Origin of the sequence: Pseudomonas sp. Y24-6 (assembly GCF_020295325.1) — a bacterium.
Lineage (GTDB): Bacteria > Pseudomonadota > Gammaproteobacteria > Pseudomonadales > Pseudomonadaceae > Aquipseudomonas > Aquipseudomonas gregormendelii.
This window is the reverse complement of the sequence record NZ_JACBXG010000001.1, coordinates 608,966-625,437: the sequence shown is the minus strand read 5'-3', so window position 1 is coordinate 625,437 and position 16,472 is coordinate 608,966. Positions and strand designations below refer to the sequence as shown.

The 16,472-nt window shown below is 61.6% G+C and carries 12 protein-coding genes and 2 pseudogenes; 9 read left to right on the top strand and 5 right to left on the bottom strand.

Annotated elements, in window-relative coordinates; all coding sequences use genetic code 11:
• Positions 1–5: 5 nt before the first annotated feature.
• Positions 6–1,352, bottom strand: coding sequence for a hypothetical protein (locus HYI44_RS02945; RefSeq protein ID WP_122838462.1), 1,347 nt, complete (start codon positions 1,350–1,352; stop codon positions 6–8).
• Positions 1,353–1,633: 281 nt separating this feature from the next.
• Between HYI44_RS02945 and HYI44_RS02940 the strand changes: the two genes are divergently transcribed.
• From HYI44_RS02940 to HYI44_RS02920, 5 genes are all read left to right on the top strand, one after another.
• Positions 1,634–3,082 (top strand): ATP-binding protein, encoded by a 1,449-nt coding sequence (locus HYI44_RS02940; RefSeq protein WP_225568714.1) that lies wholly within the window; start codon positions 1,634–1,636, stop codon positions 3,080–3,082.
• 253 nt (positions 3,083–3,335) lie between these two features.
• Positions 3,336–6,074 carry a multicopper oxidase domain-containing protein gene (locus tag HYI44_RS02935; RefSeq protein ID WP_412548473.1) on the top strand — a complete coding sequence of 913 codons (2,739 nt, stop codon included), beginning with the start codon at positions 3,336–3,338 and terminating at the stop codon, positions 6,072–6,074.
• Positions 6,071–7,099 carry an SCO family protein gene (locus HYI44_RS02930; RefSeq protein WP_225568712.1) on the top strand — a complete coding sequence of 343 codons (1,029 nt, stop codon included), beginning with the start codon at positions 6,071–6,073 and terminating at the stop codon, positions 7,097–7,099. The genes HYI44_RS02935 and HYI44_RS02930 overlap by 4 nt, the downstream gene beginning before the upstream one ends.
• An 87-nt stretch (positions 7,100–7,186) precedes the next feature.
• Complete coding sequence (locus HYI44_RS02925) at positions 7,187–8,677, top strand: ATP-binding protein (protein ID WP_225568711.1); 1,491 nt, start codon at positions 7,187–7,189, stop codon at positions 8,675–8,677.
• The gene (locus HYI44_RS02920) at positions 8,646–10,073 is read left to right on the top strand and encodes a sigma-54-dependent transcriptional regulator (protein WP_122838467.1); all 1,428 of its coding nucleotides are present in this window, start codon (positions 8,646–8,648) and stop codon (positions 10,071–10,073) included. The genes HYI44_RS02925 and HYI44_RS02920 overlap by 32 nt, the downstream gene beginning before the upstream one ends.
• Positions 10,074–10,078: 5 nt before the next feature.
• Here HYI44_RS02920 and HYI44_RS02915 read toward each other — a convergent pair whose 3' ends face one another.
• Positions 10,079–10,462 carry a hypothetical protein gene (locus HYI44_RS02915; RefSeq protein ID WP_201149782.1) on the bottom strand — a complete coding sequence of 128 codons (384 nt, stop codon included), beginning with the start codon at positions 10,460–10,462 and terminating at the stop codon, positions 10,079–10,081.
• A 238-nt stretch (positions 10,463–10,700) separates the two neighbouring features.
• Between HYI44_RS02915 and HYI44_RS02910 the strand changes: the two genes are divergently transcribed.
• A complete protein-coding gene (locus tag HYI44_RS02910; protein ID WP_225568710.1) occupies positions 10,701–11,507 on the top strand; it encodes a class I SAM-dependent methyltransferase in 807 nt (268 codons plus the stop codon).
• Positions 11,508–11,573: 66 nt separating this feature from the next.
• The gene (locus HYI44_RS02905; RefSeq protein ID WP_122838470.1) at positions 11,574–11,966 is read left to right on the top strand and encodes a c-type cytochrome; all 393 of its coding nucleotides are present in this window, start codon (positions 11,574–11,576) and stop codon (positions 11,964–11,966) included.
• Positions 11,967–12,032: 66 nt separating this feature from the next.
• On the opposite strand, the pseudogene HYI44_RS29345 reads toward HYI44_RS02905, so the two are convergent.
• From HYI44_RS29345 to HYI44_RS02890, 3 genes and pseudogenes are all read right to left on the bottom strand, one after another.
• A pseudogene (locus tag HYI44_RS29345) lies at positions 12,033–12,392 on the bottom strand (phage infection protein); the annotation flags it as partial.
• A 121-nt stretch (positions 12,393–12,513) separates the two neighbouring features.
• On the bottom strand, positions 12,514–13,086 hold the full coding sequence (locus HYI44_RS02895; protein WP_122838472.1) for a chorismate mutase: 573 nt from the start codon (positions 13,084–13,086) through the stop codon (positions 12,514–12,516).
• A gap of 396 nt (positions 13,087–13,482) precedes the next feature.
• Positions 13,483–13,953 (bottom strand): annotated as a pseudogene (locus HYI44_RS02890) (phage infection protein); the annotation flags it as partial.
• 294 nt (positions 13,954–14,247) lie between these two features.
• Here HYI44_RS02890 and HYI44_RS02885 point away from each other — a divergent pair.
• Together HYI44_RS02885 and HYI44_RS02880 are read left to right on the top strand one after the other, a co-directional pair.
• Positions 14,248–15,594 (top strand): MATE family efflux transporter, encoded by a 1,347-nt coding sequence (locus HYI44_RS02885; RefSeq protein WP_225568707.1) that lies wholly within the window; start codon positions 14,248–14,250, stop codon positions 15,592–15,594.
• A gap of 281 nt (positions 15,595–15,875) precedes the next feature.
• On the top strand, positions 15,876–16,445 hold the full coding sequence (locus HYI44_RS02880) for a YceI family protein (RefSeq protein WP_225568706.1): 570 nt from the start codon (positions 15,876–15,878) through the stop codon (positions 16,443–16,445).
• Positions 16,446–16,472: the final 27 nt, after the last annotated feature.

Below are 16,472 nucleotides of genomic sequence, written 5' to 3'. Positions count from 1 at the left end.
AGCGTTCATTGCACGATGACCACTTCTTCGGTGTCGCTGCCGCCATTGGATGACGTCACACGAACCCGGGACGGTGGAATCGGCGAGATACCGGTGGCCAGGGTTTTCACCGCGCCTTCGCCGCTGAGGGCGCCGATGGCTGCACCACTGCCTGACGTTGCCGTGAGCACTGGCGGCGAGGTTTCATCGCTGGTGGAGGCCACGAGGGTCAGCTGCCCGGAACTCAGGCTGTACTCGGCCCGCTGGATCACCACCAGGTCGGTCAGAGCCATGGGCAGGGTGGTCGGCGTGCTGCTGGGAATGGCCAGGTGGTTGTCGGCGGTCACTTGCAAGGTGGTCGGCAAGGTCGGGTTGGCCGACGACTGCGCGTACCAGTTGCCGGTGGTGTCGGCTTCACTCAGGTTCAGGACCGGGGTACTGCTGGAGAGGGTCACGCTCGCCGGTGGCGGTGGCGCCATTACGAACACGTCCTGCTGGGCCACTGGCGCGCTTTCACCGGCGGTGCGTGAGTAGGTACTCCGCTGGGCGATCATGGGCGTGGGGCGAACCACGGTGGATAATTTGCCCGAGATTGAAAACAGCGTAGTGCGAAGGTCCAGGCCGTTAGGGCCTTCGATGCGCACGAAGTTGGTGTTAAACGGGCTGCCGGTCACGGCTTCCGTGAGGTTGGGGTCGCCGACGAACTGTTCGGCGCTGCCGGTCAGCGGGTTGGTCTCGGAGTAGGGGCCGTTGACGCTGCGCAGGAAAGGCCCGACATCGCCCTTGAGGGCGCCGTCATAGGTTTTCGGCGTGCCGATGCCGATGTCCCGGGTCATGTTGATCGCGCGCCGCCCGGGGGTGTCGATGTTGAACACATCGACACCATAGGGGTGGGTGATCACGTAGGTGCCGGCGACGGGCACGTCGACGCGAATCCTTACCCGGGCAAAGCTGACCTGATCGCCTTCCACCGGTTCTTCGGCGGCGAAGGCCGCTTCAATGGCGGTGCCAAATGCCAGGTCAATCCCGCGTGCGGCGTCGACGATTGCCGCGTCGGCAGTAAACCAGAAGGCTTCGTCGGGGAAGTTAGTGGGGAAGACGATTGGCTGCGCGTCATCGAAAACCCCGGGAGTCGGCAGCAGGTTGCACATGTAGGTCGGCGCGCCGGGTGCGCCTGGAACCCGCGAACTTACCGCCTTGGACAGGCACAGGTCGAGGGTCCGACCGTGCGTGTCCTGATACCAGGCGGCGAAGCCACCGTTGCCAGGTAGATAGGGTCCGGGATCGACTGCAAACAGCGCCGCCTGGGCGACGCCTTGAGCCAGAGCACTGACGACCAGGGCGGCCGCCGTTTTGGACAGTAAAGGGTGCATGAGTATTCCCTCTATTGGAGACCTGTCCCTTGGGGATGGGTCAGTTGAGAGGGGTTTCGGCAACTTCCGTACCAGAAAGCGAAAATGCCCCGCACAGGCCCGGCGCACGGGCGTGCAGGTGAGAGAGGGTGGCGTCTTGAGTGAAACACCATCGGGCCCCAGCCCCCAGAGTTGGGGGTAGATGGGGGCGGCGGGGAATGGGGGGCAGCCACCCCCGGGATCGGGCAAAGATCGGCGGGTGGGCTATAACCCTATAGGGGAACTCGTGCGGAACACTATCCATGGCCAGGTCGACTCAAACACTCGCGTCCCATCAGGGCGATGTTCGCCTGGGCTCGCGCAAGCAGCCGTTCAACCTGTTGCGCTGGTTTTCGCTGATCAGCATGGCGGTCATCGGCACGGTGGCGATCGCCCTGGGGGCAGTGTCGACCCGCTTCGTGATTACCGAAAGCGTACAGCGTGACGCCTTGCTGACCTCGCAGTTCATCCAGGCAATCGCTTCTGCCGAAGTGCGCCACGTGTCCATCCCGCATGTGCGGACCATGGGCGAGCTGCTTGACCCGCGCCAGGACCGCAATTTTTCCGACGTCGACCCCTTGGCCCGGGCCAAGGCCCGCGGCGAATTCCTCGACCATATCGAGCACCTGCCGGACGTGATTCTGGCCAACATCTATGCCCCCGACCGCACGGTGATCTGGTCGACCAACCCGTCCCTGATGGGCACCACCATCCACACCGATGATGACCTGGACCAGGCCTTCAATTCCAGAATCCCCGTGTCCGCCAGTTATCACGAAGTGGACAAGAGCCGCATGGAGCAGAAGTTCGTCACTCCCCCGGAATACATTTTCATAGAGAATTACATTCCGTTGTTCGATGCCGACGGCGACAAGGTCACGGCGATGGTCGAGATCTACAAGGAGCCCAAGGACCTGATTGATCGCATGCAGCGTGGCCTGGTGCTGATCTGGCTGGCCACGGCCCTGGGCGGCGGGCTGATTTACCTGGGGCTGTACTGGATCGTGCGGCGCGCGGCGAATTTGCTGGCGACCCAGCAGAAGCAGTTGATCACCAATGAAACCTTTGTGGCCCTGGGCGAAATGTCCTCTGCGGTTGCCCACAGCTTGCGCAACCCCCTGGCGACCATACGTTCCAGCGCCGAGCTGGCCCTGGAGTTCGACACTGGCGCGGCGCACAAGAACATCAACGACATTATCGGCCAGGTCGACCGCATGTCGAAGTGGGTGCGCGAGTTGCTGCAATCGTTGCGCCCGCTGAGCGAAGAAGCGGAACCGGTGAACCTGGTAGCGGCGTTGCACGACAGCCTGATGGCGTTCGAGCAGCAGATCGCCAAGGGCGAAATCAATGTCGTGTTCGAGCCCACCCAGACGCCGATGGTGCGCAGCCAGCAGGTGCAACTGAACCAGATCCTCAACAGCCTCGTGTCCAATGCCCTGGAAGCCATGGACAAGGGGGGCACCCTGATCGTGCGGCTGGAGCCGGGCGATGCCCGTAGCGTCAGCGTGGTGATCAGCGACACTGGCAAGGGCATGAACGCCGAACAACGCACCATGGCCTTCCGCCCGTTCTTCACCACCAAGCAGGGCGGACTTGGCGTCGGGCTGGTGTTGGTAAAGCGGATAATGGAGCGTTTTGGCGGCTCGGTGCAGCTGGAAAGTCGCGAAGGCGAGGGCACTTGCGTGCGCCTGTGGTTCAAGCTGATTCCCTGAAACTGGGGATGAACTTTCCCCGCTAGCGGGTGTCATTCCCCAGTCACTTCGATCAGTCATGGCACATTGATGTTGTTAAGCCATTGTATTGAATGGCGTTAATTCTTTTGTATTAATCTGTTACAAGTCTGGCGAGCTCCTTGCAATTCCACCAGTACCCCTTCTGACTGTGAGGCGGCTGGTGATGAACAGGCAATCGACACACCCCTTCAAACGAATCTGCAAGTGGTTCACGCCCGTGGGCATCCTCCTGATGACCCTGGCTGCATCTTCCTTGCGTGCCAGCCCGATCGACGACGAGCGACAGCCCGAACCCTCGGACCCTTCGGCTTATTACGACGAACCCGAGGACAAGGTCGGCGCCTTGAATGCGATCCTCACCATGCCGGAGGCCAACGAGGATTCCTTCGATTTGCCCGATGGCGTCAAAGGCAGTCGCGACACGCCGCGTCAGGAAAACATCCTGCCGCCAACGGTGCAGACCAGTTTCAATTACCCCACGAATGGCAAGCCCAGCCCACTGTTTGGCGCCCAGCCATTTACCCAGCAACTGGTGTTGTTCGAAGAGTTCGGCCCGGAAAAGCTCGACCCGACCACACCGGCGTCGCCCCTGCCGTTTCCGCCCGTGGCGATCGGCCCGGCGCCGCAACAGGACCCCACCAGTGCGGCGCGCAGTGCACCTCCGGGCGCCGCGCTCGATGCTTTCCTGCGTCAGCCGGGGCTGACACCTTTCCCCAGTCAGTTCTCCAACGTGGTGGACCGCAACCCCTGGCAGGCGCAGATCGAATATTTCCTCAACCGGCATATCGGCTCGTCGGCAGAAGGGCGCCCGCCTGGAAAGGGCTGGTCCCACCAGCGCTGGAACGAGTTCTACCCGCAACTGGCCTACAAGACCGTGCAGACCGGTGCCCGGGTCAATGGCGGGCTGCGTGACAGCCGGCAGATGCATGGTTATGCCCTGGGCGAGTTCGGCCCCGGCGGGCTCTACCACAACGTGGCCGGCGTCCCGGCTACCGACGGCACCGCCAAGGGCGTCGACCCGCGCTTTCATCCGAACATGCCGGTGCAAAACCACAATTCGGTCTGGACCTTCGACGGCACCCTGCCGCCCAAGTTGTTGATGGTGCGCTACGGCCAGCCCGTCCTGATGCGGCACTACAACGGCCTGCCCATCGACCCGGCGGCCAACATGGGCTTCGGCCTGCATACCATCAGCACCCACGAACACAACGGCCACGCGCCAGCGGAAAGCGATGGCTATGCCAATGCGTTCTTCTTCCCTGGCCAGTACTACGACTATCGCTGGCCGATCCAGTTGGCCGGCTATGACAGCATCAACACCGATGCCCAGGATCCGCGCGCGGCGTTCCCCTGCTCGCCGGGCGAGACCCTCTGGACCAACGACCTGACCCCCAGCCGCAAGACCTGCGACCACGGCACGATCAAGATCCGTGGCGACTGGCGCGAAACCATGAGTACCCACTGGTTTCACGACCACATGCTCGATTTCACCGCGCAGAACGTCTACAAGGGCAACGCGGCGATGATGAACTACTACAGTGCCCTGGACCGCGGCAACGAGTCGGTCAACGACGGCGTCAACCTGCGCTTGCCCAGCGGCAGCGCCTTGCCGTGGGGCAATCGCGACTACGACGTCAACCTGGTGATCGCCGACAAGGCCTGGGATCAGTCCGGCCAGTTGTGGTTCAACCCGTTCAACACCGACGGCTTTCTTGGCGACCAGATCCTGGTCAACTGGCAGTGGAAACCCACCCTTGATGTACGCGCCCGCAGCTATCGCTTGCGCATCCTCAATGGCTCGGTGTCGCGTTACTTCAAGCTGGCCATCGTGCGCGAAATCAAGGGCAGCAGCGGCGAGTTCCAGGGGCCGAAAAACTCCGGGGTATCCTACAGCCGGGTGCCGTTCCACATGATCGCCAACGACGGCAACATCATGGAGCACAGCGTGCCCTTCGACGGCAGCATGGACCTGGATGCCGACGGCGATAAACAGAACCACAATGCGATCCTGCCGACCCAGGGCATCGCCGAACGCTTCGATATCATCGTCAACTTCGCGAAAAACGGCATCAAGCCAGGGGACAAGCTGTTCGTGGTCAACCTGCTGGCCCACGACGACGGCAAGGGGCCGAAAGAGCCAATCCCCCTTGGCGATGTGCTGTCGGAAAAATACCTCGCGGTGCTCAAGCAATCGAGCAAGGGGCCGCAATGGGACAAGGGTGACCCGGGGGTCGGCAAAGTCCTCCAGCTCAACGTCAAGGCCTACACCGGCCAGGACCTGGCCATGGATCCGGCAGCCTACGAGCCGGCCAAGCCGGGCAAGGCCGAAGGCATGGTGATGATCCCGCTGAAGATCCATCGTGACAACGCCGCCGACAAGCTGCTGCTCGCCCAGGCCCGTCACCGCACCTTCACCTATGGCCGCTCGGATGGCACCGATGCCGCGCCCTGGACGGTCAAGACCGATGGCGGTTTCGGCTACCACATGGACCCGCGGCGCCTGAATACCTCGATTCAGCTTAAAACCGGACCCACCGACGCCGGAGTCAGCGGTTTCGGCACCCTGGAAGTGTGGAACATCAAGGCCGGCGGCAAGGGCTGGAGCCACCCGGTGCACGTGCACTTCGAGGAAGGGATCATTCTCAGTCGCGGCGGCAAGGCGCCACCGGAATGGGAAAAATGGGCGCGCAAGGACGTGTACCGGATCGGCTCGGAAAACGACGGCCTGGACAGCGTGGAGTTTGCGATCAACTTCCGTGAGTTCGGCGGCACCTACATGGAGCATTGTCACAACACCCAGCACGAAGACAACTCCATGCTGCTGCGCTGGGACCTGGAAAAACCCGGGCAATTGCAGCTGATGCCAACGCCACTGCCAAGCTGGGACGGGGTGCGCTATGTGAACTCCGCCGCACTGCCAACCTTCCGCACCGGCGACGGTTTCGGACCGCAAGTGACGGTGAAAAAATGAACCGCCTACCGGTCGACCGGCCACTGCACACGCCGCGCTCCCGTGCCCTGTCCATGCACCTGGTGCTGCTGCTGGTGACCTGCGTGCTGGCTGGCCGGTTGCTGCTGGCACACGAGGCGGAGTCTGCGGCGAATGGCTCGGTGACGCCCTGGGGCGGCGATTATTTCCCCAACACCCAGCTGACCAACCAGGACGGTCAACAGGTGCATTTCTTCGACGACCTGATCAAGGGCAAGGTGGTGGTGATCAACTTCATTTTCACCTCGTGCAGCGACTCCTGCCCGCTGGAAACTGCGCGCCTGCGTCAGGTGCAGACGCTGTTGGGGGATCGGGTAGGCAAGGACATCTTCTTCTATTCGATCAGCATCGATCCGCTAAGCGACACACCTGCCGTGCTCAAGGCCTACGCGCAACGCTTCAAGGTCGGGCCAGGCTGGCAATTTCTGACCGGTGAATTCGACGATGTCACCGAGCTTAGACACAAGCTCGGGCTGTTCATCGAAGGCGTCGACAACGGTCGTAACAAGGACCACAACCTTAGCCTGATCGTCGGCAACCAGGAAACCGGCCGCTCGATGAAGGCCTCGCCCTTTGAAAATCCGTGGATCCTCGCCGATCAACTGGCCAATACCTTGCAGAACTGGAAGCAGCCGAGCATTGAACAAAGTTATGCCGACGCCCCGCAGATCCGCCCGCCGAGCACCGGCGAAGAACTGTTTCGCACCCGCTGTGCTTCGTGTCACAGCCTTGGCCCGCAGGATGGCCAGGGCATTGGCATGCGCAGCATCGGGCCGGACCTGATCGGCGTGACCCGCCAGCGCGACCCGGCCTGGTTGAGTCGCTGGATTCGTGAGCCGGACCGGATGCTGGCGGAGGGGGACCCGATCGCGACGGCGCTGTTCGAACGCTTCGAAAAGATCCCGATGCCCAACCTGCGGCTGGATGAAAGCTCGGCCCAGGCGGTGATTGATTTTCTGACGCAAGAGACCGAACGCCAGCAGGCGCTGGCGGCACATACACAATAGCGGCGATTTACCATCATTGGGCCGTCGGAGGCGTTGATTGCCACCTACACTGATTGGGAACGCGCCCCTGTATTCCGGGATAGGCCCATGCACAGACCACAACAATTAAAAGCATCTGCGCCGCCTTTGGCCGCAATGCGGGAGGGCTGGCCTGGTCAGTTCAATCTGCTGCGTTGGTTTTCCGTGGGCAGCTTCGTCATCATCGCCGCCGTGGCCCTGGGCCTGGGTTATATCTCCACGCGTTTTGTGGTCGAGGAGAGCATCGAGCGTGACTCCATGCTGACTGCGCAATTCATCCAGGCCATCGGTGACGCTGAAATCCGCCATGCCTCGATCAATCCGCGCCGCACCATGGGCGAGATGCTTGACCCGCGTGATGACAACGCTTATCCGGACGTAGACCCCGCGACACGCGCGGCGGCCCGGGTTGAGTTTCTCGACCACGTGGAGCACTTGCCGGACATCCTGCTGGCCCACGTCTTTGCACTGGATCGCACGGTGGTGTGGTCGACCAACCCCGACCTGATCGGTGAGCGCATTACCGGTGACGAAGAACTGGACGAATCCTTCACGATGAAGGAGGCGGTATCCACCAGCTATCACGAGGTCGATGATGAGCGTCCCGAGCAGCGGTTCCTGCGCGAGCCGGCTTATCTGTTCGTCGAGAACTACATCCCGATGTTCAACGCCGACAGGAGCAAGGTCATTGCCATGGTGGAAATCTACAAGGAGCCCGTAGACCTGGTAGCGCGCATCCAGCGAGGCTTCAAGGCCATCTGGCTGGCCACTGCACTGGGCGGCGCGGCCATCTACCTGGGCTTGTTCTGGATCGTGCGGCGCGCTGCCAGGCTGCTGCAGGCCCAGCAGAAATTGTTGATCGCCAACGAGACCTTCGTAGCCCTGGGGGAGATGTCATCAGCAGTGGCGCATAGCTTGCGCAATCCCCTGGCGAACATCCGCTCCAGCGCTGAACTGGCCCAGGACATTGCCAGCCAGAACGCTCAGAAAAACATAAGCGACATCATCAGCCAGGTCGATCGCATGTCGCGCTGGGTTCGCGAATTGCTGGTGTCCTTGCGCCCGGCCAATGATGATTCCGAAGCCGTGGACCTGTTGCTCGCCGTCGAGGACACGCTGAACGCCTTTGAACCGTTGATCCGCCGCTCGAACGTCGAGGTGCGCTTCACTCCACGCTTGATCGAACCGGTCGTCAGTCAGCGGGTGCTGCTCACGCAGATTCTCAATAGCCTATTTGCCAATGCCCTGGAGGCCATGCCCAAGGGCGGCGTGCTGACGATCGGCCTCGATTCGTCGCAGCCGGGGCAGGTGAGCCTGACGTTGAGCGATACCGGCAAAGGCATGACCGCGCAACAGCAGCAGATGGTCTTCAAGCCGTTTTTCACCACCAAGCAAGGCGGTTTGGGCGTGGGTCTGGCCCTGGTCAAAAGAATAATGGAGCGTTTCGAAGGCTCGGTCGAACTGACCAGTCGGGAGCTGGAAGGAACCCGCGTATGTCTCAACTTCAAAGTGGCAACGGGAGGGGAATATGGAGCACAGCATACTGCTGGTCGAGGATGACGAACTTCTTGCCGAGAATATTCAGACCTACCTGGAGCGCAAAGACTTCGAGGTCACGGTCTGCCACTCGGCGGAAGATGCACTGGAGCAATTGCGCACGTTTGCGCCTGATGTGGTACTGACCGACAACTCGTTGCCGGGCATGAGCGGTCACGACCTGATCCAGAAGCTGCGCGTCAGCGCGCCGGATCTGAAAGTGATCATGATGACCGGCTACGGCAACGTCGAAGACGCCGTGGTGGCGATGAAAGAGGGCGCCTTCCACTACGTCACCAAGCCGGTGGCCCTGCCGGAGCTCAAGCTGCTGCTGGACAAGGCCCTGGCCACTGATCGAATGGAGCGCACGCTGTCGTTTTATCAGGAGCGTGAAGCACAGAAGTCCGGCGTGCAGGCGTTGATCGGCGAGTCGGCACCCATGCAATACCTCAAGGGCACCATCGCCCAACTGCTCGACGCCGAGCGGCGCATGGCCAACACCGACTTGCCGCCGGTCCTGGTGGAGGGCGAGACCGGCACCGGCAAGGAACTGGTGGCCAGGGCGCTGCATTTCGACGGGCCGCGCAGCAAAGGTCCGTTCATTGAGTTCAACTGCGCCTCGATTCCATCGAACCTGGTGGAGTCGGAGTTGTTTGGCCACGAGAAGGGCGCCTTCACCGATGCCAAGGACCGCCGGGTCGGATTGGTCGAAGCCGCCGATGGCGGCACCCTGTTCCTCGATGAAGTGGGCGAGATGGACCTGCTGCTGCAAGCCAAGCTGCTTAAACTGCTGGAAGACCGGACCATCCGCCGGGTCGGGTCGGTGAAGGAGCGCAAGGTCGACCTGCGGGTGATCAGCGCCACCAACTGCAACCTGGAACAGATGGTGCAGCAAGGCAAGTTCCGCCGCGACTTGTTCTTCCGCCTGCGGATCATCTCGATCAAGGTGCCGCGGCTTTATGCCCGCGGCGAAGACATCCTGCTCCTGGCCCGGCATTTCCTGGCGGCCCACGGCAAGCGCTATGGCAAGCCGAACCTGCATTTCAGCGATCAGGCCGAAGAACTGCTGCTCAGCTACAGCTGGCCGGGCAACGTGCGCGAGCTGCGCAACATGCTCGAACAGACCGTGCTGCTGGCCCAGAGCGATACCATCGCAGCCCATCAGTTGAACGTGTGCCTGAGCCTGGTGGACGATCCACCCATTATCCAGGAGGCGCAACACCACGAGCCGCGGCCGGTCTACAACGGCACGGAGTCGATGAACCTTCCGGAGGTCGAGCGTGACATGGTGCGCAAGATGCTCGACAAGACCGACTGGAACGTCACCAAGTCAGCGCGCCTGCTGGGCTTGAGCCGCGACATGCTGCGCTACCGCATCGAAAAGCTCGGCCTCTCGCGTCCGGACAAGCGCCAGTGGTAGCCGGGCTACAACGCCGGGCCCTGGCGACTCAGGCAGGCGAGCAGGCACGTGGGGTCGAGGACTTCTTCGTTGACGTACACCCCGCGCTGCGCGTCATAGGAGCGGATGAACACCCGTACGCTGGCGTCCGCGATGGTCGGCAGGCGCGAGTCGGTAAACTCCTGCCGGCTGGCTATCGGGATGAAGTCCTGCGGCGAAGTCGAGATGTATGACCCCGGCGGCACGGTGCTGATGGACGGAGGCGAGGGGTGGGCGAAGGGCTGGTCCGCGCCGTAGTAGATGAACTCGCTGTTGTAGGTCTGCGTCTGCATCGGACTGTCATCGGCCTGGGCGCCGTTGGCACCGAGCAGGCATACAGCGAGCGACATCATCAGCTTGGTGTTTTGCATGGCATCACCTGATTTTTCGGTAATTTCCCCAAGGTCGTTAACTATAGACCTTGCGCAGGGGGCACACGTTCACCGCCAGGAGATCCCCCTCGCAGGGGCGAGCTCTGCTCGCGCTTAGGCCATTGAAGTCAGCGAGTTTGCCCCTTACAAGAATCCAACAATCTCCCAATGGGTTTTCCTGCACCTCTCACCTAGACTCCTTCCCCGGTCAATCAAGACCAGATCTCTGGAGCCTGCAATGGAAATGCCGACCAAGGAAACAGCCATCGCCAGCAACCGCGAGGCCTGGAACGACTCCGCCCGCCATCATCGGGACAATCCTGAATGGCCGGCGCTGCTCAGTGCTGTAGAACGCAATGATTTCAGCTGCCTTGACACCACCTTGCACACCCTGCTGGAGCAAGTCGGCGTCGCAGGAAAAGACCTCGTGCAAGTGGGCTGCAACAACGGCCGGGAAAGCCTCTCGCTGTTTGCCCTTGGTGCCCGTAGCGTGGTGGGTATCGATCAATCGGCCGCTTTCCTCGATCAGGCGCGGGAACTGGGGGCGCGCTCGCCCCATCCTGCGCAGTTCATCGAAGCCGACATCCATCACCTCCCAAGCGATCTCCACAACCGTTTCGATGTGGCGCTGGTCACTATTGGCGTATTGAACTGGATGCCGGACATTGGCGAGTTCTTCCGCCATGTGGCCCGCATCCTCAAAACCGGTGGCGCGCTGGTGATCTACGAAACCCACCCGTTTCTGGAGATGTTCGACCCCGAGGCGAGCGATCCGTACCGCCTGGACAGCTCCTACTTTCGCAGCGAACCATTCGTGCAAACCCAACCGATTGTCTATGCCGGCAAGGTCGAGCAGCAGTCCGCAGCGTCATACTGGTTCATTCATACCCTGGGCGACATCTTTACCGGCGCCCTCGATGCAGGTTTGGCGATCAGTCATTTCAAGGAGTATCCACACTCCAATCGCGAAGAACTGTACGACCGCTATGAGCAGCAGAGCGCCCAGTTGCCCATGTGTTTCACCTGGGTGGCGGTGAAAACCTGATTGAGAAAGATGGGGCAATCCGTATCCTGTGCAGCCTGCATAGTGCTCGTCTGATCAGGAGTGAAAATGAACAACGCCGCTGGAATCACGGTTGCCTTGTTGCTCAGTGGTGCATTGTTCACCGCGCAGGCCCATGGTGCGGGTGATGTGGAGGCAGGGCAGAAGCTGTTTGGCCGTATCTGCGGCGGCTGCCATCAGGTCGGAGAGTCCGCCCGGGCGTCTTTCGGCCCGCAGCTCAATCAGATTTTCGGCCGGATGTCCGGCAGCACCACGGATTACCAGTATTCCGATGCGATGAAATCAGCCGGTATCACCTGGACCACGCAAACGCTCACCGCGTACCTCGAAGCACCGAAAAAGGTGGTGCCCGGGACCCGAATGATCTTCTGGGGGCTCAGCGATCCGGATAAAGTCGCGGATGTGCTGGCCTACCTGCAGACGTTCCAGGACGGCCAATGACCAGACAGAAAAAACCCGGCTGCTGAGGCCGGGTTATGTCGGGTGCTGCCGTTAACACTTCACTCATGCGTTGCGACTCTCGATCAGGCGATCGGAGCCACCTTCGGCTACACGGCGTTCCAGCAGACGATCGGAGCCACCTTCGGCTACGCGGCGTTCCAGCAGACGATCAGAGCCACCTTCGGCTATGCGGCGTTCCAGCAGGCGATCGGAGCCACCTTCGGCTATACGACGTTCCAGCAGACGATCGGAGCCACCTTCGGCCACACGGCGTTCCAGCAGACGATCGGAGCCGCCTTCGGCTACACGACTTTCAATCAGGCGATCCGACCCGCCTTCAGCGACGACGGGCTGGGCGGAAGTGGCGGCGAAAGCGTTAACTGCAAAAACCGAGAAGGCGATGCTGAGAAGGACCTGGCGTTTCATGATGGTGTGCTCCGGGGTGTTATTGGTTGGTATGGAGCTGATGTTACGCCGGAGATTTTTTATGAGAACTTCATTGAGTTGATGGTGACTATCGACGCCAGCAATGGCTGCCAATCGCCCATCACTGGGCAGTGATACACAGATCACCCGTCGCCCGGATCAATGCCTGTCCATGCAGAGCGTCCTTGATCAGGCCGGACCGGGCGGTGGCTAGCCACAGGGGGCAGTCGGGGTCGGTACGATAGCGGGCGAACGTGGCGTACTCGGTCAACAGTCGGACTTGCAGCTGATCCAGGCGCGGCCTGACCTGCGTGGAAAGGTCTGGCCTCGGCGTATCGGGTGCCTTGCCAGCCGCTTGCCACTGCGCAAGCAAACCGTACTGCACCAGCTTGCTGGCCTCAATCTGCGCGGCAATCAACTCCGCGACCTCGTCCGGGTCGAGTTTGCGTTCCAGCGCCTGTTTCCTGGCATTGGCAATGACTTGCGCTTCCCGCGCACTGTCTTGCGTCGGCTGGCGCGTATCCCATTTGCTCAGCGCCACCTGATCGGCAATGCTCAGCCGCTCATACATCGTCACCAGCAATGGTCGCAAACTGTCGGGCGCCGGGGCGGGCACGGCCGCCTGCGCTCCACACATGAACAAACCGAGCATCGCAGCAGGCAACAGCTTTGGCAGGGACGGGCACAAGCGCATTGGCAAAAACCTCATGGGTACAGTGGTCACTACTCAATAAGTATGTAACACAGGTGTGCCGGTGGTCATAAGTGTCAAATTGCCTGGTTTGCCCACAAAAAAACCCGGCTGCTGAGGCCGGGCTTTCGGTGAGTGTTGATCCAGAGCGATTCTTCATGCAGCGCGGTACTTGATCAAGCGGTCCGAGCCGCCTTCGGCTACACGACGTTCCAGCAGACGATCCGAGCCGCCTTCGGCCACACGACGTTCCAGCAGACGGTCCGAGCCGCCTTCGGCTACACGACGTTCCAGCAGACGATCCGAGCCGCCTTCGGCCACACGACGTTCCAGCAGACGGTCCGAGCCGCCTTCGGCTACACGACGTTCCAGCAGACGATCCGAGCCGCCTTCGGCCACACGACGTTCCAGCAGACGGTCCGAGCCGCCTTCGGCTACACGACGTTCCAGCAGACGATCCGAGCCGCCTTCGGCTACGCGACGTTCCAGCAGACGGTCCGAGCCGCCTTCGGCCACACGACGTTCCAGCAGACGGTCCGAGCCGCCTTCGGCTACACGCCGTTCCAGCAGACGCTCCGCGCCGCCTTCGGCTACACGCCGTTCCAGCAGACGCTCCGCGCCGCCTTCGGCTACACGCCGTTCCAGCAGACGCTCCGCGCCGCCTTCGGCTACACGCCGTTCCAGCAGACGCTCCGCGCCGCCTTCGGCTACACGCCGTTCCAGCAGACGCTCCGCGCCGCCTTCGGCTACACGACGTTCCAGCAGACGATCCGAGCCGCCTTCAGCGACGACGGGCTGCGCGGAAGTGGCGGCGAAAGCGTTAGCTGCAAAAACCGAGAATGCAATGCTGAGAAGGACTTGGCGTTTCATGAGAGTGTGCTCCGGGGTGTTATTGGTTGGTATGGATGCGATGTTACGCCCCAGGATTTTTATGAGAACTTCATTGAGTTGATGGTGACTATCGACGCCAGCGATGGAGCAAACGTATGTTTCCAGGCTGCCTGATCCAAATGGCGACAGGGACCTGGTCGCCACTGAGTGGCAGTTGTTGAAACGCAAGGTGTGGTCGCACAGGGCAAACGCGCAGCCTTTGTTTCCCTTGTCCCCGACCCTGGGGCTATCCTTGAGTACTCACCCTGCGCAGTCGAGACGGACCTCCCTTTCATGTCAACCCAGCCCCTTTGGAAAACCTACCTGCTGTTCCTCGCGCCCATGGTGCTGTCCAATTTCCTGCAGTCCATGTCGGGCACCATCAACAGTATCTACATTGGCCAGATGCTCGGCACCCAAGCCCTTGCTGCGGTCTCAGGGATGTTCCCGATCGTGTTCTTTTTCATTGCGCTGGTAATCGGCCTCGGCGCAGGGGCCGGGGTGCTGATCGGTCAGGCCTGGGGGGCGCGCGAGGCGCACATGGTCAAGGCCATTGCCGGTACGACGTTACTGCTGGGGGCGATGATTGGCCTGACGGCTGCAGTGCTGGGCAGTGTATTTGCGCGGACGGCGCTGCAAGGGCTGGGCACGCCGCCCGACGTACTGGACGACGCCGTTGCCTATGCCCACGTGATGATGTGGATCATGCCGTCGTTGCTGGTGTACGTGCTGTTTACCCAATTGCTGCGCGGTGTCAGCGATACGATGTCGCCTCTGGTGGCATTGCTGGTATCCACCTGCATTGGCCTGGCGCTGACGCCGGCATTGATTCGAGGCTGGCTGGGGTTGCCGCCAATGGGGATTCAGAGCGCAGCGTATGCCGGACTGGCGGGTAACCTGGCGGCAATGGGGTGGCTGGCGTGGCGATTGATCGCCAGGCGCCACCCGTTGGCACCCGACCGGGAGATGTTCGCGGCGATGCGCCTGGACCGGGTGATACTCGGTAAAGTGCTGCGCATCGGCTTGCCCACGGGCTTGCAGATGGTGGTGCTGTCGTTGTCGGAACTGGTGATCCTGGCGCTGGTGAACCAGCACGGCTCCCAGGCGACGGCGGCATATGGTGCGGTGACGCAGATCGTCAATTACGTGCAGTTTCCGGCGCTGTCGATCGCCATCACCGCCTCGATTCTCGGCGCCCAGGCGATCGGCGCCGGGCGCCTGGAACGCATGGGACCGATCCTGCGCACAGGGCTGTGGATCAACGTAGGCCTGACCGGTGGCCTGGTATTGCTGGGTTACCTGTTGTCGCACTGGTTGCTGGGACTGTTCCTCACGGACGACTCGACCCGGGCGATGGCCGAACACCTGCTGCACATCATGCTCTGGAGCCTGTTGATCTTTGGTTTCCAGGCGATCATCGGCGGCATCATGCGCGCCAGCGGCACGGTGCTGGTGCCGATGGCGATCTCGATCGTCTGCGTGCTGCTGGTGCAATTGCCCGTGGCCTATGCACTGGATACGCAGTTTGGTTTGCAAGGGGTGTGGATGGCGTTTCCGGTGGCGTACCTGGCCATGCTGGCGCTGCAGACGGCGTATTACCGATTCGTCTGGCTGCACCGCCGGATCGAGCGGCTGGTTTAGAAATACATGACGCGGTGATGTGCGTTGGGCGGTAGTAGCTTTAGTGAATGTCAGGGCGTCATCGCTGGCAAGCCAGGCTCCCACAGGGGCCAAGGCGTTCGCGGGGTTGGGCTCGGCACCGATCTGTGGGAGCCCGGCTTGCCGGCGATGGCGATCTCGCGGGCGTCATCGCTGGCAAGCCAGGCTTGGGCAACAGTGGAACAACGCGCGTTTCTTTGCTTTAGTCCATCTACCGCATTCGGCCTTGCAATCGGCAAACCTGGCCCCGACCGGAGAATCACATGACCCGCCGATTCCCGTGTTCCATCGCGTTAGCGATGACTTTTATCATGGGGGCGGTGCCTTGCACACAAGCCGCCGAATACACCCGCGTGAACCCTGCGGCGAGCAAAATCAGCTTCACCTTCAACCAGATGGGCTCCGAGGTCTACGGAACGTTCGGCAGGTTCGAAGCCAGCTTCGAGTTCGACACCGCCAACCCCACGGCAGCCCGCACCCGACTGGTCATCGACATGGCGAGCATCGACGCCGGCAGCAGCGACGCCAACCTCGAACTGCAGAAACCGGCCTGGTTCAACACCCCGGAATATCCCCAGGGCGTATTCGAATCGACCCGGGTCACGGACCTGGGCAACAACCGCTATGCCGTGATCGGCAATCTTACAATCAGGGGCCTGACCCGAGAGGTGCAAGTCCAGGTCGAGTTGAAACCGGAAAGTGGCATCGGCCTGTTCAATGGCGAGTTCGTTCTGGACCGCGACCTGTTCCGGATCGGCGAAGGGGAGTGGGCTGACACCGTCGTTTCCAAGGACATCGACATCAAGTTTCGGGTCGTGGCGCCCGAACACTGAGAGCCTGCCCGGGATCTGGCTGATGAC